This window comes from Methylococcus geothermalis, assembly GCF_012769535.1.
GTDB lineage: Bacteria > Pseudomonadota > Gammaproteobacteria > Methylococcales > Methylococcaceae > Methylococcus > Methylococcus geothermalis.
The window spans coordinates 106111-123628 of sequence record NZ_CP046565.1 but is presented as its reverse complement, the minus strand read 5'-3'; the positions used below and the strand labels follow the sequence as shown (position 1 = coordinate 123628).

Annotated in this window: 21 protein-coding genes and 1 other RNA gene; 16 read left to right on the top strand and 6 right to left on the bottom strand. The window is 65.1% G+C overall.

Features of this window, described 5'->3' with window-relative positions:
- Nucleotide 1: 1 nt before the first annotated feature.
- Genes GNH96_RS00545 through GNH96_RS00535 form a run of 3 tightly spaced genes read left to right on the top strand, consistent with a single transcriptional unit; the run spans nt 2 to nt 2768 of the window.
- On the top strand, nt 2-547 hold the full coding sequence (locus GNH96_RS00545; protein ID WP_169601307.1) for a C40 family peptidase: 546 nt from the start codon (nt 2-4) through the stop codon (nt 545-547).
- Nucleotides 544-1542 carry a zinc-dependent alcohol dehydrogenase family protein gene (locus GNH96_RS00540; protein ID WP_169601305.1) on the top strand — a complete coding sequence of 333 codons (999 nt, stop codon included), beginning with the start codon at nt 544-546 and terminating at the stop codon, nt 1540-1542. Before GNH96_RS00545 ends, GNH96_RS00540 begins: the two co-directional genes overlap by 4 nt.
- Before the next feature lie 8 nt (nt 1543-1550).
- The gene (locus GNH96_RS00535; protein ID WP_169601303.1) at nt 1551-2768 is read left to right on the top strand and encodes a glutaredoxin family protein; all 1218 of its coding nucleotides are present in this window, start codon (nt 1551-1553) and stop codon (nt 2766-2768) included.
- A gap of 33 nt (nt 2769-2801) precedes the next feature.
- Here the strand turns inward: GNH96_RS00535 and GNH96_RS16275 are convergent, their stop codons facing one another.
- On the bottom strand, nt 2802-2870 hold the full coding sequence (locus tag GNH96_RS16275; RefSeq protein ID WP_407658842.1) for an SEC-C metal-binding domain-containing protein: 69 nt from the start codon (nt 2868-2870) through the stop codon (nt 2802-2804).
- Between the two features lie 4 nt (nt 2871-2874).
- Nucleotides 2875-3549 (bottom strand): RadC family protein, encoded by a 675-nt coding sequence (radC, locus tag GNH96_RS00525; protein WP_169601299.1) that lies wholly within the window; start codon nt 3547-3549, stop codon nt 2875-2877.
- Nucleotides 3550-3647: 98 nt separating this feature from the next.
- Here radC and coaBC point away from each other — a divergent pair, with 98 nt between their 5' ends.
- The 10 genes from coaBC to GNH96_RS00475 all read left to right on the top strand — a co-directional run bounded on the left by coaBC (nt 3648) and on the right by GNH96_RS00475 (nt 12321).
- Nucleotides 3648-4871, top strand: coding sequence for a bifunctional phosphopantothenoylcysteine decarboxylase/phosphopantothenate--cysteine ligase CoaBC (coaBC, locus tag GNH96_RS00520; protein WP_169601298.1), 1224 nt, complete (start codon nt 3648-3650; stop codon nt 4869-4871).
- Nucleotides 4843-5298, top strand: coding sequence for a dUTP diphosphatase (dut, locus tag GNH96_RS00515; RefSeq protein WP_169601296.1), 456 nt, complete (start codon nt 4843-4845; stop codon nt 5296-5298). Before coaBC ends, dut begins: the two co-directional genes overlap by 29 nt.
- A gap of 2 nt (nt 5299-5300) precedes the next feature.
- The gene (locus tag GNH96_RS16210; protein ID WP_323848036.1) at nt 5301-7733 is read left to right on the top strand and encodes a phosphomannomutase/phosphoglucomutase; all 2433 of its coding nucleotides are present in this window, start codon (nt 5301-5303) and stop codon (nt 7731-7733) included.
- Nucleotides 7734-7757: 24 nt separating this feature from the next.
- Nucleotides 7758-8660, top strand: a complete 903-nt coding sequence (gene argB, locus GNH96_RS00505; protein ID WP_169601295.1) for an acetylglutamate kinase — start codon at nt 7758-7760, stop codon at nt 8658-8660.
- 325 nt (nt 8661-8985) lie between these two features.
- Nucleotides 8986-9504: a formaldehyde-activating enzyme gene (fae, locus tag GNH96_RS00500; protein ID WP_169601294.1), complete on the top strand. Its 519-nt coding sequence runs from the start codon at nt 8986-8988 to the stop codon at nt 9502-9504.
- 181 nt (nt 9505-9685) lie between these two features.
- A complete protein-coding gene (locus GNH96_RS15935) occupies nt 9686-9892 on the top strand; it encodes a hypothetical protein (RefSeq protein ID WP_228719933.1) in 207 nt (68 codons plus the stop codon).
- A 36-nt stretch (nt 9893-9928) separates the two neighbouring features.
- Nucleotides 9929-10369 (top strand): peptidase inhibitor family I36 protein, encoded by a 441-nt coding sequence (locus GNH96_RS00490; protein WP_169601293.1) that lies wholly within the window; start codon nt 9929-9931, stop codon nt 10367-10369.
- 22 nt (nt 10370-10391) lie between these two features.
- Nucleotides 10392-10796: a DUF5335 family protein gene (locus GNH96_RS00485; protein WP_169601292.1), complete on the top strand. Its 405-nt coding sequence runs from the start codon at nt 10392-10394 to the stop codon at nt 10794-10796.
- A 30-nt stretch (nt 10797-10826) separates the two neighbouring features.
- Nucleotides 10827-12014: an NAD(P)/FAD-dependent oxidoreductase gene (locus GNH96_RS00480; protein ID WP_169601291.1), complete on the top strand. Its 1188-nt coding sequence runs from the start codon at nt 10827-10829 to the stop codon at nt 12012-12014.
- Nucleotides 12015-12090: 76 nt separating this feature from the next.
- A complete protein-coding gene (locus GNH96_RS00475; RefSeq protein ID WP_169601289.1) occupies nt 12091-12321 on the top strand; it encodes a DUF2934 domain-containing protein in 231 nt (76 codons plus the stop codon).
- Nucleotides 12322-12325: 4 nt separating this feature from the next.
- Here the strand turns inward: GNH96_RS00475 and GNH96_RS00470 are convergent, their stop codons facing one another.
- From GNH96_RS00470 to GNH96_RS00455, 4 genes are all read right to left on the bottom strand, one after another.
- Entirely contained in the window at nt 12326-12976 is a 651-nt protein-coding gene (locus GNH96_RS00470) for a response regulator transcription factor (RefSeq protein WP_169601287.1), read from the bottom strand.
- An 88-nt stretch (nt 12977-13064) separates the two neighbouring features.
- Complete coding sequence (locus tag GNH96_RS00465; protein WP_169601285.1) at nt 13065-13667, bottom strand: 5-formyltetrahydrofolate cyclo-ligase; 603 nt, start codon at nt 13665-13667, stop codon at nt 13065-13067.
- Nucleotides 13668-13686: 19 nt separating this feature from the next.
- Nucleotides 13687-13870: non-coding RNA, 6S RNA (ssrS, locus tag GNH96_RS00460), on the bottom strand.
- A gap of 76 nt (nt 13871-13946) precedes the next feature.
- A complete protein-coding gene (locus tag GNH96_RS00455; RefSeq protein WP_169601283.1) occupies nt 13947-14240 on the bottom strand; it encodes a cell division protein ZapA in 294 nt (97 codons plus the stop codon).
- 129 nt (nt 14241-14369) lie between these two features.
- Between GNH96_RS00455 and GNH96_RS00450 the strand changes: the two genes are divergently transcribed.
- Genes GNH96_RS00450 through ubiH form a run of 3 tightly spaced genes read left to right on the top strand, consistent with a single transcriptional unit; the run spans nt 14370 to nt 17427 of the window.
- Nucleotides 14370-14906, top strand: coding sequence for a UPF0149 family protein (locus GNH96_RS00450; protein ID WP_169601281.1), 537 nt, complete (start codon nt 14370-14372; stop codon nt 14904-14906).
- Nucleotides 14907-14914: 8 nt separating this feature from the next.
- The gene (pepP, locus tag GNH96_RS00445; RefSeq protein WP_188114784.1) at nt 14915-16225 is read left to right on the top strand and encodes a Xaa-Pro aminopeptidase; all 1311 of its coding nucleotides are present in this window, start codon (nt 14915-14917) and stop codon (nt 16223-16225) included.
- Nucleotides 16222-17427 (top strand): 2-octaprenyl-6-methoxyphenyl hydroxylase, encoded by a 1206-nt coding sequence (gene ubiH / locus GNH96_RS00440; protein WP_169601280.1) that lies wholly within the window; start codon nt 16222-16224, stop codon nt 17425-17427. Before pepP ends, ubiH begins: the two co-directional genes overlap by 4 nt.
- Nucleotides 17428-17518 lie beyond the last annotated feature (91 nt).

Here is a 17518-nt window from a genome sequence, read left to right as displayed (position 1 = left end):
GATGGCCGTGGTTCCGCTATTGCGCTTCATCCTGCTGATGCTCCCGGCGCTCCTGTCGGGCTGCGCGAGCACGCCCGAGGTGAAGCAAAGCGCGCCGGCCGCCGCCAACGGCCAGGTCGTGCCCTACGCATTGAGTCTGCAAGGGGTGCCGTACGTGTGGGGCGGAGCGTCGCCGGAGAGAGGATTCGACTGCAGCGGCTTCGTCCAGCACGTCTATCAGCGGCACGGCATCGATCTGCCGCGCACCGCCCGCGAGATGGCGAGCAAGCTGCCTGAGGTGCCCAAGAATTGCCGCCTTCCCGGCGATCTCCTGTTTTTCAGGACGGACGGGCGCTCGTATTCCCACGTCGGCATCTACATCGGCAACGAATCCTTCGTCCATGCCTCCAGCAGTCATTCCGGCGTCAAGGTCTCCAGCCTGAGCAAGCCGTATTGGCTGAGCCGCTTCCTGGGCGTGCGGCGGCCAGATTCCCGATACCGGCGGTCGGACGACACCGTGGCCGCCGCCCATCACAGCCATCGAACCCAACGGAGAGGACATCCATGAAAGCCATCGTCATGACCAAGCCCGGCGAGGCCGCCGAGGTGCTGGAGCTGCGCGAACTGCCCGAGCCGGCGCTGGCGGCGCCGACCGACATCAAGGTTCGGCTCAAGGCGGCCGGCGTCAATCCCATCGACACCAAGGTCCGCCGCCGCGGGTTGTTCTACGACGACGCGCTGCCAGCGGTGCTCGGCTGCGACGGCGCCGGCGAAGTCGTCGAAACGGGGGCCGAGGTCAACCGCTTCCGTGTCGGCGACCGGGTGTGGTTCTGCAACGGCGGGCTCGGCGCGGCGCAGGGCAACTATGCCGAATACACCGTGCTGGACCAGCGCTGGGCGGCGCCCATACCGCAGTCGCTGGATTTCATCAGCGCCGCGGCCGGTCCCCTGGTGCTCATCACCGCCTGGGGTGCTTTATACGACCGCGGACGCTTGCAGGCGGGCCAGACCGTCCTGGTGCATGCCGCCGCCGGCGGCGTCGGCCATGTCGCCGTGCAATTGGCCAAACTGCGCGGCGCGCGGGTGATCGCCACCGTGTCTTCCGAAGACAAGGCCGCGCTGGCCAGGGGCTGGGGCGCCGATGAAACCATCGATTACCGGCATCGGGATTTCGTCGCCGAGGTCAACGCCCTGACCGGCGGCCGGGGCGCCGATCTCGTGCTGGACACGGTCGGTCCCGAGGTGTTCCGCCGCAGCATCGAGTGCACCGCCCACTTCGGCGACCTGGTGACCCTGCTCGATACCGGCGGCACGTCCTTGGCCGAGGCGCGGATGCGCAACCTCAGGATAGGCTTCGAACTGATGCTGGTGCCGATGCTGCGCAAGCTGGACGCAGCGCGGGACCATCATGTGGAAATCCTCCGCGCCTGCGGCGAATGGATCGATGCCGGCAAGCTCGAGCTGCATCTCGGCGGCGTCTATCCGCTGGAACAGGCCGCCCGCGTGCACGAGGCCATCGAAGCCGGCCACGCCACCGGCAAGTTGGTTCTGCGCATCGACTGATGCGGCGCATGCGGCCTCGACACGGATGGAAGCGCTGGCCTCTGCTGTTAGCGCTGACCGTCTGCATGGCGCTGCCGGGCGCCGCGGTAGCGGAAGCTTCCGCAGGCGGTGCAGCGGTTCAGTCGGCCCCGGCGGACGTCGAAGCCTTCGTCCGCGAAGGCTGTCCGCATTGCGAGCGGGCCGAAGCTTTTCTCGCAACGCTCGGCCGCGAGCGCCCCGGCCTGCGCATCCTGATTCGGGACGTCGCGAAGGACCAAACCGCTCTGGCCCGGTTGCAAGCGATTGCCGCCGAGCGGCACCAATCCGCCAGGGTCCCGTCGTTCCTGGTGCGCGGGCAATGGATCGTCGGCTATTCGGATGAATCAGGCGATGGGCAGCGGATCGTCGCTGCGCTGGGCGACGCCGGATGGGCCGGACCGGGCGGGGCGGAGAGCTGCGAAGCCGAGGCGTCCCTGACCTGCGGCCCCGGAACCGCGGCTCCGGCAACGCCCGAAACCTTCGCGGTCGAACTGTTCGGGCAACGGATCACCCTCGAACAGGCCGGATTGCCCGCTTTCACCGTCGTCCTGGGACTCCTTGACGGCTTCAATCCGTGTTCGCTGTGGGTGCTGATCCTCATGATCTCACTGCTGGCGCCGATGAAGGACCGGCTGCGCATGCTGGCGATCGCAGGCGCCTTCGTGGCGGTGGAAGGAATCGCCTATTTCGCGTTCATGGCCGCTTGGCTCAATCTGTTCGTGTTGATAGGCATTTCGCGGGTATCGGAACTCGTCGTCGCGGCGATCGCCCTTCTGGCCGGATCGATCCACCTCAAGGATTTCTGGGCTTACGGCCGCGGCGTCTCGCTGTCCATACCGGCGGCCGCCAAGCCAGGCATCTACGCCCGCATGCGGCGCATCCTGCAGGCGGAAAACCTCTGGGGCGCCATGATCGGTGCCGTGGTGCTCGCCGTCCTGGTCCAGTTGGTCGAACTCCTTTGCACCTCGGGGTTTCCGGCCCTGTACACCCGGATCCTGACTCTGCGCCAGTTGGGCGGCGCCGAGTACTACGCGTATCTCCTCTTGTACAATCTCGCCTACATGTTGGACGACGTCATCGTGCTCGGCGTCGGTGTCGTCACCCTGAGCCAGCGCAGGCTCCAGGAGAGCGAAGGCCGCTGGCTCAAGCTGCTCAGCGGCTTGGTGATGGTGGGGTTGGGGATGTACCTGATCGTGGCGTCGAACTGAAACTCGGCGTCGACACCAGGGGAGAGTCGCCCGTCAAGCGGCGCAGCAATGCTTGAAGTTCCTCCCGCTGCCGCAGGGGCGGCTCGATGGGGTGTCGCTCATGGGCTCAGAGCAACCCCCGCTCGGCAAAGGAATAAGGCATGCCGTCGCCGATGATGAAATGGTCGAGCACGCGGATGTCGACCAGTCCCAGCGCCTGCTTCAGCCTTTGCGTGAGCATGCGGTCGGCGTCGCTGGGTTCGCAGATGCCGGAGGGGTGGTTGTGGGCGAAGATCATGGCCGCCGCGTTTTCGGAGAGCGCCTGCTTGACCACTTCCCGAGGGTAGACCGAGGCCCCGTCTATGGTGCCGCGGAACAGTTCCTCCGCGCGGATCACCCGGTGCTGGTTGTCCAGGAACAGCCCGACGAACACCTCATAAGGTTTGCCCTTCAGCCAGTTCGAGAGATATTGCCGCGTCAGCTCGGGGCTGGTGAGCGCATCCTCGCGCTTCAGGCATTCCTCGAAATGGCGCCGCGCGAGTTCGAGCACGGCCTGGATTTGCGTGTACTTTGCCGTGCCGAGCCCGGCCGATCTCACGAAACGCTGGTGGTCCGCCTTGAGCAGGGCGGACAGCGAGCCGAATTCCTGCAGAAGGTCGCGCGCGAGGTCGACCGCGCTTTTGCCGGCGATGCCGGTCCGCAGAAAAATGGCCAGCAATTCGGCGTCGGACAGGGCGGCGGGGCCGAGCTTCAGTAGCCGTTCGCGTGGGCGTTCGTCGGCGGGCCAGTCGGTGATGGGCATGGTCGGGTATCCTTTCGTGTCGGGTCGTTTCAAGCATAGAAGGGCTGGACTAAACTTGCCATAATGTCGCCCCGTGTGACCCTTCCCTGACTTCGTCCTTGGCTGATCTCCACCACAAGCGCATTCTCCTCGGCGTGACCGGCGGCATTGCGGCCTATAAGGCCGCAGAGATCACCCGCCGCCTGCGCCAGGCCGGCGCCGAGGTGCGTGTGGCGATGACGCCGGCGGCCTGTCGGTTCGTCCAGCCTTTGACTTTCGAAGCCCTGTCCGGCCATCCGGTCGCCCACGACATGTTCATGCCCGGTGCCGAGTCGGCGATGGGGCACATCCAGTTGTCCCGCTGGGCGGATGCCATCCTGGTCGCGCCGGCTTCGGCGGATTTCATGGCCCGCATCAGCCTCGGGCTGGCCGACGACCTGCTGGCCACCCTGTGCCTGGCTGCTGAAGTGCCACTGTTTCTGGCGCCGGCAATGAACCGTGCGATGTGGCTGCATCCGGCGACCCGCTCCCACGCCGCCGCTTTGGCCGGCCGGGGAGTTGCCCTGTTGGGGCCGGATGAAGGCGATCAGGCGTGCGGCGAGACGGGGCCGGGCCGGATGCGGGAGCCCGCCCGGCTCGTCCTCGACCTCGCCGATGCGCTGGCGGCGGGCGGCCTGCTTTCGGGCCTCAGGGTGCTGATCAGCGCGGGCCCGACCCGCGAGCCCATCGACCCCGTGCGTTTCATCGGCAACCGCAGTTCCGGAAAAATGGGCTACGCCTTGGCCGCCGCGGCGCGGCGCGCCGGCGCGGACGTCACCTTGATCAGCGGACCGGTCGCGCTCGATGCGCCCGCTGGCGTCGAGACCGTGAGGGTGGAAACCGCCGCCGAAATGCATGAGGCGGTCATGGCGCGGACGGACCGGACGGACATCTACATCGGCACCGCCGCCGTGGCGGATTACACGCCGGCACGGGTGGCGGATGCCAAGATCAAGAAACACGCCGATCGGCTGGAGCTGACCCTGAGCCGGACCCGGGACATCCTCCGTTCCATCGCGGCCTTGCCGGACAAGCCTTTTGTCGTGGGATTCGCCGCCGAGACCGGTGAGGTCGAGGCCCATGCCCGCGCCAAGCTGGAGGCCAAAGGCGCCGACCTGGTGGCCGCCAACGAGGTGGGCGGCGCGGCGCCGGGCGGTTTCGAGCGCGACGAAAATGCCCTGTTCGTGTGCTGGCGCGGTGGAGAATGCCATTTGCCGCTGGCCTCCAAGACCGAAATCGCCCACCGACTGATTCGATTGATAGCCGAACGTTACTATGCCGAAAATACAGATCAGGATCCTTGATCCCCGCCTCGGCAACGAAATCCCGCTGCCGCACTATGCCACGCCGGGTGCCGCCGGGCTCGACCTCCGGGCCTGCCTCGACGCACCGCTGGTGCTGCGCCCGGGCGAGACGCACTTGATCCCGACCGGTTTCGCCATCCACATCGGCGATCCGGCGCTGGCGGCCATGCTGTTGCCGCGCTCGGGACTGGGCCACAAGCACGGCATCGTGCTGGGCAATCTGGTGGGCCTGATCGATTCCGACTACCAGGGCCAGGTGATGGTGTCCTGCTGGAACCGGGGCTCGGAAGCCTTCGAAATCGCCGTCGGCGAGCGCATCGCCCAGATGGTGTTCGTGCCGGTGGCCCAGGTTGCCTTCGAGCAGGTCGAAGCGTTCGCCGAAAGCCGGCGGGCCGAGGGCGGGTTCGGCCATACCGGCCGGCATTAGCCGTGCCCTTGTTGAGCCTTCGCCGGCTGTTATGGTCGGTCGGTCTGGTGTCGATGCTGGCGGTGGCCGCGACGGCGGCTGGGCTCGTCTGGGCCGAGCGGCATCGTGTCGAAGCCTCCAGCCGGGAGGCGATGGCGGCTGCGGCCGACGCCGCGGCGTTCAATGTGCGCGACCGTCTCGGCTGGTCTTTCCGGGCCTTGAGCGGCATGGGCAGCGATGCCCGGCTGGACGAAGCCCTGGCGGCCGGCGATCCCTCTCGGATCGCCGCGGAGGAAAGCCGGCTCACCGGTGCGCTGCCGGGATCGCTCCTCGTGCGTCTGGTGCCCAACCATAGCGACCTGCTGGATACTTCCCGCGTGCCGGCGATGGGTTATGCCGACCTGGAGGCGATTCGGGATGCCCGGCGTGGGGAGTCATTGCCGGCGATGCATGCGGCCAACAGCCCGAACGTCCACGTCGCGCTCGCCGTGCCGCTCGTCGACGGGCGGGGCGTGCTGCTGGCCAGCCTCTCCCCCGATATCCTGCTCGATGCCATGCGCTCGGTTCCGATGCCTTTTGGCGCCGCGCTGGAGCTCAGGCAAGGCGAACTGCCCCTGGTCTTCACCGGCGACCGCGCCCGCCGGGCCGAACCTCCGGACGGTGACGCATCGGTGCTGGGCAGCCGCGGCTGGCGGATCGTCTACTGGCGCCCGGCCCAGGACCCATCCCCGCTGTGGTGGGCTTTCGCCGCAGGCGGAACGGCGCTGCTGCTGATCCTGGCGGCGCTGCTTTGGGCCGGACGTCTGCTGGCGGAGGCGATGAAACATGATGCGGCGCTGATATCAGCGCTGGTCCCGGCGGCACCCTCGAGTCTCCCGCGCCACGCCGGCCGGGCGAGGCTCAAGGAAATGCAGGACGTGGTCGATGGCCTGAGGCCGTTCGGCGCAATACCGTCGGAGGGAGTCCCGGCCCCGTCATTGCCGGGTGACTCGGAAATGCGATTCCCCGTGCCGGAAGAGGCGCCGTTGCCGCCGGCCATGAACGATCAAAAAGAGGAGATTCCCATGGCTATGCGACCCGTTCCGGACATTGCTCCCACCCTGTTCCGGGCTTACGACATTCGCGGCATCGTCGGTGATACCTTGACCGAGGCGGCGGCCCGGGCGATAGGCCGAGCCATCGGCAGCGAAGCGCTGGATCGAGGAGAGCGGCGGGTCGTCGTCGCACGCGACGGGCGGTTGAGCAGTCCCGCGCTCTGCGCCGCCTTGGCGGAAGGATTGCGAACGACCGGCTGCGAGGTCACCGATCTGGGGCTGGCGCCCACGCCCGTCCTGTATTTCGGCACCCATGAGCTGGCGGGTCGTTCCGGCGTCATGGTGACCGGCAGCCACAATCCTGCCAACTACAACGGCTTCAAGATCGTGCTGGGAGGGCAGACCCTGGCCGGCGAGGACATCCAGACCCTCCGGCGCCGCATCGAATCAGGGAATTTTCATAGCGGAGAAGGGCGGGTCGAGCGTCGCGACCTGCTCCCCGATTACCACTTAGCGATCGTGGAAGACGTGCAGGTCGGCCGGCAATTCAAGATCGTGGTCGATTGCGGCAACGGCGTGGCCGCCGTGGTGGCGCCGCAGATCCTCCGCGCCCTGGATTGCGAAGTGGTCGAATTGTATTGCACGGTCGACGGCAATTTCCCCAACCATCACCCCGATCCGAGCAAGCCGGAAAACCTGGCGGTGCTGATCGAAACGGTGAAGCGGGAAGGCGCGGACCTCGGCGTGGCCTTCGACGGCGACGGCGACCGGCTCGGCGTGGTCGACTCGGCCGGGAACATCATCTGGCCGGACCGCCAGATGATGCTGTTCGCCGCCGACGTGCTGTCCCGCGAACCCGGCGCCGACATCATCTACGACGTCAAATGCACTCGCCATCTGGCCGGTTACATCCTGCGCCATGGCGGACGTCCGCTGATGTGGAAGACCGGCCATTCCCTGATCAAGGCCAAGATGAAGGAAACCGGCGCCCTGCTGGCGGGCGAGATGAGCGGCCATTTCTTCTTCAAGGAGCGCTGGTACGGCTTCGACGACGGCATCTACGCCTGCGCCCGGATGGTGGAAATCCTGTCCGCCGATCCGCGTCCCACCGCCGAGGTGTTCGCGGAGCTGCCGGACAGCGTCAACACGCCCGAACTCGGCGTGCGGCTGCAGGAGGGCGAGAACCTCGCCTTCATCGAAAAAATGCGCGCCCTGGCCGACTTCGGCGATGGCCGCACGACCGACATCGACGGCCTGCGGGTCGATTTCGCCGACGGCTGGGGGCTGGTGCGCGCCTCCAACACCACGCCTTCCCTGGTGATCCGCTTCGAAGCCGACACCGCCGAAGGGCTGGCTCGCATTCAGCAGCGCTTCCGGGAGTTGCTGCTGAAGGTGCGGCCCGATCTCGACCTGCCTTTCTAGAACCACTGACGCCTTGGTTTGCCCATGAAACAACAGGAACCCTTGGAAAGCTCCTTCGCCAATCAGATCGCCCACGTCCTGACCGAGGCCTTGCCGTATATCCGGCGCTTCAAGGGCAAGACCCTCGTCGTCAAGTACGGCGGCAACGCCATGATCGACGATCGCCTGAAGAACAGCTTCGCCCGCGACATCGTGCTGCTGAAACTGGTCGGCATCAACCCGGTGGTGGTGCACGGCGGCGGGCCGCAGATCGGCAATCTGCTGCAGCGTTTGGGGAAAACCAGCGAATTCGTGCAGGGGATGCGGGTCACCGACGCCGAGACCATGGACGTGGTGGAGATGGTGCTGGGCGGCTTGGTCAACAAGGACATCGTCAACCTCATCAACCGCCAGGGCGGTGCCGCGGTGGGCTTGAGCGGGAAGGACGGCGATCTGATCCGGGCGCGCAAGATCCGCCTGTCCCAGCCGCAGTCCGATGCCCCGGAAATCATCGACCTCGGCCATGTCGGCGAAGTGTCCAGCATCGATCCTGCGGTGGTGGACATGCTGGTCAACAGCGATTTCATCCCGGTGATCGCCCCGATCGGCGTCGGCGAGGACGGCTGCTCCTACAACATCAACGCCGATCTCGTCGCCGGCAAGATGGCCGAAGTGCTCAAGGCCGAGAAGTTGATCCTCCTGACCAACACCCAGGGCATCCTGGGCAAGGACGGTGCGCTTCTGACCGGCTTGTCGCTCAAGGAGGTCGACGCCCTCATCGAGGACGGCACCATCAGCGGCGGCATGATCCCCAAGGTCCGCTGCGCGATGGATGCGCTGCGCGGCGGCGTCAACAGCGCCCACATCATCGACGGCCGCGTCGACCACGCCGTGCTGCTGGAGCTGTTCACCGACCAGGGCATCGGCACCCTGTTGCTGCGGCGCTGAGCATCCGGACGAGCTTCGTCCGTGCAGACGGAGTTCCGGCGGGATCGCACCGGGCGTTTTCTGTGACCTTTCGTCAGCCTCTCGCCCGCTCTACCTCGTCTCGACTCATTCCGCATGCGCTGACCAGCGCTTGCCAGAGGCTGGTGAAATAGCCGGATGTGAACCACCGTTCGATGCTCCACGCCATACGTAAACCTACTTAGGGAGCGCTTCGTATTGGCGCCGGCCAGCCCCCGGCATTACAAAGCGGGAAGGATGGACAGGTGATCCCACATGTTCGTCGGACCAGCGGTCCGTCCCCCACAGACATACAGGAGAAACCGAGATGAACGGTTTGAAGATCGATCGGGTTCTGGTGGGCGAGGCTCTGGTCGGCGAAGGCAACGAACTGGCGCATATCGATCTCATCATGGGGCCCCGCGGGAGCGCCGCGGAAGTAGCGTTCTGCACGACCCTCACCAATCAGAAGCGCGGCGACAACGCCTTGCTGGCTCTGGTTGCGCCCAATCTGATGGCGAAACCCGCCACGGTGATGTTCAACAAAGTGGAGATCAAGAACGAAAAGCAGGCGACCCAGATGTTCGGGCCGGCGGAACGCGGCGTGGCCAAGGCGGTGGTGGATTCGGTCAAGGAAGGCATCATCCCGCAGGCAGAGGCTGAGCACGTGTTCATTTGTGTCGGAGTGTTCATCCATTGGGACGCCAAGGACAACGCCAAAATCCAGGACTGGAACTATCAGGCGACCAAGCTGGCGATTTCCCGTGCGGTGGAGGGCAAGCCCGATATTGCGGAAGTCATCGCGCAGGAAGACGTCGTTCACCATCCTCTCGCTGCCCATGACTGAAGGGCCGGGGAGCTGCGATGAAGCGCATTGATGTCCTGGTCCCCACGGCCGAGCTGGCGCGCATCGAAAAACGGCGTATTCCTATCCCGGCCAGGGCGTGAACGCCATTGGACGATCGTCCGGAGGTCTTCTATTCTCGACAGAGCGAATTCATTTCCGCGGCGGTGGATCGGGGTTGGCCATGGGAGGCATCGCGCGCGTCGGCGTGATGGGACTGGACGCAGCCGATTCTCTGCTCAAGAATGATCGGTGGGGCGAAAAACGCGATCTCTTGCTGACGGTGGATGTGCCGTGCGAGCGCGTGGAAGAAACGCACCAACGGGTCCAGAAGCATCATCCGGAAGCCGCATTCGAGGTCACCGGTCCGACGATTCCGGCATTCCCTTGACAGAGCCGGCCGGGTTTCCGGCGGCAGGGAGGACGTATGAAAATGACATCGGCTATTCATCCTTGGCTGACGATACTCGTGTTCGTCGCAGGCGGTTCGGCAGCATCGGCCGCCCCGCGTTCCGGCAGTTGCTGGGTGGACGTTTACAACGGTCCGGACTTTACGGGTACCCAGGTGAGGATCTTCGGTCCGACCGAGTTGGCGAGCCTGAAGAATCTTCAAGGGGCCGATTGGAACGATGCGATCGAAAGCCTGGAAGTCGGTCCCGGCGCGGAGGTGAGCGTCTATGGGAACGAAAACTTCGCTCTTCCCTCCGGCCCGGTCTATCATGAGCAGGAAATCCGGAGCTGGGGCAACAAGGATGAGAATTACCGCAGCCAGGTTGCGACTTTCACCGCTGGACACAAGGTGCACCACCTCGGTGAATACGGTCTCCATGACCAGGTCAGTGCGCTCAAGGTCCGATGCATGGACTAGGCGTCGTCAAGGTGCGAACGAAATGAGCACCAAGTCTGTCGCTGCGCCCGAGTGGGCTACCTTCTGCGAGGAATTCAGCCGTCAACACCGGGGCTGGCTGGTGACGACCAGCATCAAGGACAAACTGCTTGCGGCGGAAAACGACATGGCCGATGTCGCGGAAGAACGTTGCGTCGTGCGCGATGTGCGGTTCCGCGGCCTGTCCTTCGAGCCGAAGGACGGCAGCCTTTCCGTGTCGCTGGGGGAAGGGGCGCTGCAGATCACTCAATCGATCGCGGAAGTCACCGCGATCGGCCTGCTGGAAGCGGGACAAGGCGTTCATGCCGGCTTGCGCATCGACAGCACCGGCCATGGCGCCATGATACTGAGGTTCCGCGCGCCGGCCCGGCCGGAACGCCTGGATGGACTCTTCACCCCTTGGCTTTGACAAGGTTCTTGTTATCCACGGAGGACGATCATGCACACCCACAAATACCTGATTGTCGGCGGCGGCATGACTGCGGATGCGGCGATCCGGGGCATACGCGAGGTCGATCCGCAAGGTTCGATCGGTCTCATCGGCGCGGAACCGCACCTGCCCTATAAACGGCCGCTGTTGTCCAAGGGGCTCTGGCTCGGCAAGTCTTTCGACCAGCTATGGTACGGCACCGAAACGTGCGGGATCAGCGCATTCCTGGGGCGGACGGCGACCGGGCTCGATCTGGCCGGCAAATGCGTCACCGACGACGAAGGTACGCTCTACCGCTTCGAAAAGCTGCTCCTCGCCACCGGGGGGCGGCCGCGCCGTTTCCCGTTCGGCGGCGACGATATCCTGTATTTCCGCACCGTCGACGACTACCTTCGGCTGCGGGCGCTGACGGATCGTCGACGGAAGTTCGCCGTCATCGGCGGCGGCTTCATCGGATCGGAAATCGCCGCGGCCCTGGCTTCGATCGGGAAGGAAGTCGTGATGATCTTCCCCGAGGAGTGCATCGGTGCTCGGGTATTTCCGGGGGACCTCTGCCGATTTCTCAACGGCTATTACGGCGACCAAGGCGTTGAACTGCTCAGCGGCCGGACCGTCACCGGCGTCGCGCGGGAGGGAGAAAAATGCCGGCTCGCACTCGGCGAGACCGGCTCACCGGGCGAGCAGGCAATCGTCGTGGACGGCGTCGTCGCCGGCATCGGCATCGAGCCGGAAACTCGGCTTGCCGAATTGGCCGGGCTTCCGGTCGACCGAGGCATCGTCGTCAACGAGATTCTGCAGGCGGGCCATCCCGATGTGTATGCCGCCGGCGATGTCGCCTCCTTTCACAACCCTGCCCTAGACCGCTGGATGCACGTGGAACACGAGGACAACGCCCGCACCATGGGCAGGCTGGCCGGGCGCAACATGGCCGGCGAGGCGAATCCGTACCGGCATCTGCCCTACTTCTATTCCGATCTCTTCGAGCTGGGCTATGAAGCGGTGGGGGAACTGGATTCGCGGCTGGAAACCATCGAGGACTGGTCCGAGCCTTATCGCAAGGGCGTGGTCTACTACCTCGCCCAGGGCCGTGTGCGCGGCGTGCTGTTGTGGAACGTCTGGGACCGGGTCGATGCCGCCCGGGCGCTGATTGAAGAGCCAGGGCCTTTGGGGCCGGAAGATCTGGCCGGAAGGCTGTGACAAGGAGAAATCAAGGAGAAATCGAGGAGGAAAAGAATGATTCCGACCTCATAACTTCTAACGAGGTGAAAACATCATGGTCGCAACCGCATTGTCCCGAACCGTCAAGCCTGTTCCGTACGACGAGGTGGAGACGGTACCGCCGCCGCCCGATCCCGATCTATTGCATGCGCTGATCGCGGAGGCGGCCTATTACCGGGCCGAAAAACGCGGCTTCGCCGGAGGCGGCGAGCTGGAAGACTGGCTGGAGGCCGAGAAGGAAGTGCTGGAAATGCAGGAGAAACTTTCGATTCCCACGCCCGATTGAGGGCTCAATCGGGTTCGAGCAGCAGGGCTATCCGCACCAGTTCCGCCAGGGTTTCGGCCTGCATCTTCCGCATCACGTTGGCGCGATAGATTTCGACGGTCCGATGGCTGATGCCGAGGGATTTGGCCGTATCCTTGGACGAGTAACCCTTGACCGTGCAGTGCAGGACCTGCTTCTCCCGCTTGCTGAGGCGAGCATATTGCGCAAGGGCTTCCGCTTGCCGGCGCCGGTGCTCCGAACTCCTCAGGTCCAGGGCGATGGCTTCCCTGAGGCGGTTCAGGAAGCCCTCATTTTCAAACGGCTTTTCGATGAAATCGAAGGCACCGCCCCGGAAGGCCTCCGCCAGCGCGGGCACGTCGCCCTGGCCGGTGATGAAGATGATAGGCGTCCGTATCCCTTTGCCGGTCAGAGTCTTCTGCAGTTCGAGGCCGGACATTTCCGGCAGGCACAGGTCCAGCACGATGCAGCCGTGGGTGTCGGGGGTGCAGTAATCCAGAAAGGCTTTGCTGGTGGCGAAGCAGCGCGCCGGCAAGCCCTCTGACTCGACCAGAGCTTTCAGCGCGTCCCGCACGGCCGGCTGGTCGTCGACGATGTGGACCAAGGGCTCGGTCCTGCCGTGCGAGAGGGGTTTGCGGACGTTGAGGCTCGTTGGCATACACAGGACTCCGTGTTGGCCGGCAACGATCATTCGACCTGCCGCAAGAGGAAAATACTCCCCATTCCGGCAATTTTCCAGCACGGATTCAGGCTGAAGGGGCTGGAAAGCGGTAGATGCCTGCCTCGGTGACCACGGCGTCCAGCGGGACGTCCCACGGTTGTGCTTCCAGTCGCTCGACCTTCTGGCCTTCGAAAGCGAGGCCGATCAGCCGGGGTTTTGCGGACGCGGGTTCGTCGAGTCGGAACGCGAAGGTCCGGTCGTAATAGCCGCCGCCCATGCCGAGCCGGTTTCCCCGCGGATCGAATGCCACCAGGGGCATGAACACGAGATCGAGTTCCCGGGCGTCGGTGATCGTCCCTTGGTCGACAGGGGGTTCGGGAATGCCGTAGCGGTTGGGACGCATCGAGGCCGTGCCGGCATACGGGCCGAACCAGAGCATGCGCCGGGGCTCCTTCCGCAGGATGGGGACGAAGCCGGTGCGGCCAAGTTCGCGGAGGTATTCGAAGAGGGCTGTGGTTTCCACCTCGCCATCATGGGCAAGATAGGCCGCTATCCTGACCTTGGCGTCGAACCAGCCGGAGCCGATGCACTGCTTGGCGATTTGCAGGCTTTTTCGGCGAGCTTCGGAGGGAGATTGGCTGCGTCGCCACTCGCGGATTCGAGTCCGGATGCCGGTTGGCGCGGTCATGGACATGGGGCGAGAAAGAGTATTCCCCGTTTGCGCCGTAGCATGCTTTCGCCCTTGAACCATATGGTTCAGGTGGGATTTGAGGATGCCGAATCAGGCTTTCCGCTCGGAGCGGACTTGCGCACATCGAACACCCGAAAGTCCCGGGGTTTTAGATTAGGCTCAAAGAGTAACCCAGCACGCTTCGAGCGTTACAGGGAATACTGGGGAGTTATCTTACCCGATAAACGGCGCAGGTGAGAGACTTGACGTGTCTGGGAATTCCCGCTATCGCGGAGGTCAACCGTTCCAGCCGCCGCCGGAACCCAGCGAATTCATGGCATGCTGATTGGCCAGGCCCTGGTTCAGGAGCCGGATCTCGTGCTGGGCCTGGACCAGTTCATGGGCGATGTTCAAGGCCGCCATGATCGCGATGCGTTCGGTGCCGATCACGCGGCCGGTTTCGCGGATCTTGCGCATTCTCTCGTCGAGGAAACGGGCGGCGATCAGCAGGTCGTGCTGCTCATCCTCGGCGCAGCCGATGGGGTATTCCTTGCCGAGAAGCTGCACTTTGATGGGGCGATGTTCGCTCATGGCGCGTATTTCCTGGAGATGGGGACGAAGTCAGGGGTATTGCGGGGCTGGTGGCCATGGCTTTGGGTACCGGCCCTAGCCCAAGGGATGTTAGCATAATGAAATACTCCCAAGTTCGACAAGTCACTCATGCACGAGAGTCCCTCTTACGAGGACATCCAGGCGATATTCCTCAACCATCACGTCCCTGCCAGCGTCGCCGAGGCCCACGGCACATTGGCGGGCCTTTTGTGCGTCGACGGCCGGCTCGATTGCGAGCAGTGGCTGAGTGCCATCTTCGGCGACGACAAGGCCGGGCTGAATGCGGACGAGCAGGCGTGCTGCGAAAGTTTGTGCAACCGCACGCGCGAGCAACTGGATGCCTTCGATTTCAGCTTCGAACTGTGCCTGCCGGACGACGACCATGCGATGAGCGACCGCGCCCGCGCGCTGGGCGAATGGTGTCAGGGATTCCTGTATGGGCTGGGCTACAAGCTGGCCGACAGCGACTGGCCCGGCGAATGCGCCGAGGTGCTCGACGACATCCTACAGCTTTCCCGCCTCGACTCGGAACACGCCGATGAAACCGACGAAGAGGCTTACGCCGAGCTGACCGAATTCGTCCGGGCCGGGGTGCAGCTCGTCCGCAGCGAATTCGAGCAGAACGCCGCTCCCCAGCTTCATTGAGTCATCCGATGTTGCCCTTGTCCGAATTCCAGCAGCGCCGTCGCCGCCTGCTCAAGCGCATGAAGAAAAGGAGCGTCGCGCTCATCGCCGGCGCGCCCGCCGCGGTGCGCAACCGCGACGTCGAGTTCCCCTACCGCCAGGACAGCGACTTCGCCTATCTCACCGGCTTTACCGAGCCCGAGTCGCTGGCGGTGTTCATCCCTGGCCGGAAAGAGGGCGAATTCGTGCTGTTCTGCCGCGAATTCGACGCCAAGATGGCCGTTTGGGTCGGGCGCAGCGCCGGGCTCGAGGGGGCCCGCGAGGTGTTTGGGGCGGACGAGGCGTATCCGATCACCGAACTCGATGCCGTGCTCCCGGGTCTCTTGGAAAACCACGAAACCGTGTATTACCCGATCGGGCATCAGTCCGAATTCGACGATCAGGTGATGCGGGCGATCAACAACATCCGCAGCCGGGCGCGCAGTGGGGTTGGCGTGCCGGAGCAGTTCGTCTCGCTCGACAAGCTCCTGCACGAGGCGCGGCTGTTCAAGTCGGAGCTCGAGATCGGGCTGATGCGGCGGGCCGCCGAAGTCTCCGCCGCGGCGCACAGGCGGGCCATGCGGGCCTGCCGCCCAGGCATGTACGAATACCAGATCGAGGCGGAAATCCTGCACGAATTCATTCGCCACGGCATGCGCTCGCCCGCCTATCCCAGCATCGTCGCCGGTGGCAACAATGCCTGCACGCTGCACTACACCGCCAACGACGCGATACTGCGCGATGGCGACCTGCTGCTGGTCGATGCCGGCGCCGAGCACGATCATTACGCCGCCGACATCACCCGGACCTTCCCGGTCAACGGCCGCTTCAGCGAGGCCCAGCGCGCCCTGTACGAACTGGTGCTGGAGGCGCAAACGGCGGCGATCGGCGAGGTCAGGCCGGGCAAGCACTGGAACGATCCGCACGACGCCGCGGTCCGGGTCCTGACCAAAGGCCTGGTCGCCCTGGGGCTGCTCGAAGGCAAGCCCGCCAGGCTCGTCAAGGACGAGGCCTACAAGAAGTTCTACATGCACCGGACCGGGCACTGGCTGGGCATGGACGTCCATGACGTGGGCGACTACAAGGCCGGCAGCGACTGGCGCAAGCTGGAGCCCGGGATGGTGCTCACGGTCGAGCCGGGGCTCTATGTGCCGGCGGACTGCGAGGACGTCGATCCGCGGTTTCGGGGCATCGGCATCCGCATCGAGGACGACGTCCTCGTCACCCCGGCGGGCTGCGAGGTCCTCACTTCCGGCGTGCCCAAGACGGTCGCCGAGATTGAAGCGCTGATGCGGCCATGAAAACTTTCGATTACGACGTCCTCATCATCGGCGGCGGCCTGGCTGGCGGCAGCCTGGCGCTGGCCCTGGCCGGTTCGCCGCTCAAGGTGGCCGTGGTGGAGAGCCGCACCGAATCCGAACGCCAGACGGCTCCCGCCGGGGCGCGCGCGCTGGCGCTGGCCCGCGGCACAGCCCGGATACTCGAGACGCTGGGCGTTTGGGCCGCGGTCGAGCCGAAAGCCACGCCGATCCGCGACATCCATGTCTCGGACCGCGGCCATTTCGGCAAGACCCGGCTCAGCGCCGAACGCGAGGGTGTCGCGGCCTTGGGGTACGTAGTCACCGCGCGCGATGTCGAGGATGCGGTGGCCGACGCCCTGCATTCCGGAACGGTCGAGCTGATCCAGCCCGCCCGCCTGATCGGGCTGCGGGCCGGGCCGGATTCGGTTCACGTCAGCCTCAAGCGCGGCGAGGAAACCCTGATGCTTTCCGCCCGTCTCGTCGTCGGCGCCGACGGCAGCGATTCCACCGTCCGCCGGTTGCTGGAAATCCCCCAGATCGTCCGCGAATACGGGCAGACCGCCCTGGTGTTCGAAGTCGCCACCGAACTCGACCACCGCAACGTCGCCTACGAACGCTTCACCTCCTCCGGCCCGCTGGCCGTGCTGCCGCTCGGGCGGCGGCGCTGCTCGGTGGTGTGGACGCTGGTCCCGTCCCAAGCCGAAGAGTTGCGTGCCCTATCGGAAGCCGAATTCCTGGCCCGCTTTCAGGAGGCCTTCGGCTACTGGCTGGGAGCGCTGGGTCCGGTCGGTCCGCGCCAGACCTTCCCGCTCAAGCTGATCCGCGCCGGCCGCATGGCCGACGACCGGGTGGTGCTGATCGGCAATGCCATGCACCAGCTCCATCCGGTGGCGGGGCAGGGCTTCAACCTGGGGTTGCGTGATGCCGCCCAACTGGCCGAACGCCTGATCGTGAAGCAGGGCTTCGGCGAAGACATCGGCGATCCGGCTTTTCTCCACAGCTACGCCGATGCCCGCCAGCGCGACCTCCGCAACACCGTCGCCTTTACCGACAGCCTGATCCGGATTTTTTCCAGCGATTTCCTGCCTCTCGCGCTGATTCGCAATATCGGTCTGTTTGCGCTGGATTGCCTGCCGCCGGCCAAACACCTGCTGGCCCGCCACGCCATGGGTCTGGCCGAACGCCTGCCTCGATTTCACTGAGCCGCTCGCCCCTCCTCTTTGGAAAAAAGGTTGACCCGGCTCCGCTTTGCCGGTATTAAAAGCATGGGCGCACGGCGCCCGATTTGCTTTT

Excerpts from the sequence above, each read along its gene's own strand:
- GNH96_RS00545 (WP_169601307.1), top strand. The coding sequence starts at position 2 with ATGGCCGTGGTTCCGCTATTGCGCTTCATCCTGCTGATGCTCCCGGCG.
- GNH96_RS00540 (WP_169601305.1), top strand. The coding sequence starts at position 544 with ATGAAAGCCATCGTCATGACCAAGCCCGGCGAGGCCGCCGAGGTGCTG.
- GNH96_RS00535 (WP_169601303.1), top strand. The coding sequence starts at position 1,551 with ATGCGGCCTCGACACGGATGGAAGCGCTGGCCTCTGCTGTTAGCGCTG.
- radC (WP_169601299.1), bottom strand. The coding sequence starts at position 3,549 with ATGCCCATCACCGACTGGCCCGCCGACGAACGCCCACGCGAACGGCTA.
- dut (WP_169601296.1), top strand. The coding sequence starts at position 4,843 with ATGCCGAAAATACAGATCAGGATCCTTGATCCCCGCCTCGGCAACGAA.
- argB (WP_169601295.1), top strand. The coding sequence starts at position 7,758 with ATGAAACAACAGGAACCCTTGGAAAGCTCCTTCGCCAATCAGATCGCC.
- fae (WP_169601294.1), top strand. The coding sequence starts at position 8,986 with ATGAACGGTTTGAAGATCGATCGGGTTCTGGTGGGCGAGGCTCTGGTC.
- GNH96_RS15935 (WP_228719933.1), top strand. The coding sequence starts at position 9,686 with ATGGGAGGCATCGCGCGCGTCGGCGTGATGGGACTGGACGCAGCCGAT.
- GNH96_RS00490 (WP_169601293.1), top strand. The coding sequence starts at position 9,929 with ATGAAAATGACATCGGCTATTCATCCTTGGCTGACGATACTCGTGTTC.
- GNH96_RS00485 (WP_169601292.1), top strand. The coding sequence starts at position 10,392 with ATGAGCACCAAGTCTGTCGCTGCGCCCGAGTGGGCTACCTTCTGCGAG.
- GNH96_RS00480 (WP_169601291.1), top strand. The coding sequence starts at position 10,827 with ATGCACACCCACAAATACCTGATTGTCGGCGGCGGCATGACTGCGGAT.
- GNH96_RS00475 (WP_169601289.1), top strand. The coding sequence starts at position 12,091 with ATGGTCGCAACCGCATTGTCCCGAACCGTCAAGCCTGTTCCGTACGAC.
- GNH96_RS00470 (WP_169601287.1), bottom strand. The coding sequence starts at position 12,976 with ATGCCAACGAGCCTCAACGTCCGCAAACCCCTCTCGCACGGCAGGACC.
- GNH96_RS00465 (WP_169601285.1), bottom strand. The coding sequence starts at position 13,667 with ATGACCGCGCCAACCGGCATCCGGACTCGAATCCGCGAGTGGCGACGC.
- GNH96_RS00455 (WP_169601283.1), bottom strand. The coding sequence starts at position 14,240 with ATGAGCGAACATCGCCCCATCAAAGTGCAGCTTCTCGGCAAGGAATAC.
- GNH96_RS00450 (WP_169601281.1), top strand. The coding sequence starts at position 14,370 with ATGCACGAGAGTCCCTCTTACGAGGACATCCAGGCGATATTCCTCAAC.
- pepP (WP_188114784.1), top strand. The coding sequence starts at position 14,915 with ATGTTGCCCTTGTCCGAATTCCAGCAGCGCCGTCGCCGCCTGCTCAAG.
- ubiH (WP_169601280.1), top strand. The coding sequence starts at position 16,222 with ATGAAAACTTTCGATTACGACGTCCTCATCATCGGCGGCGGCCTGGCT.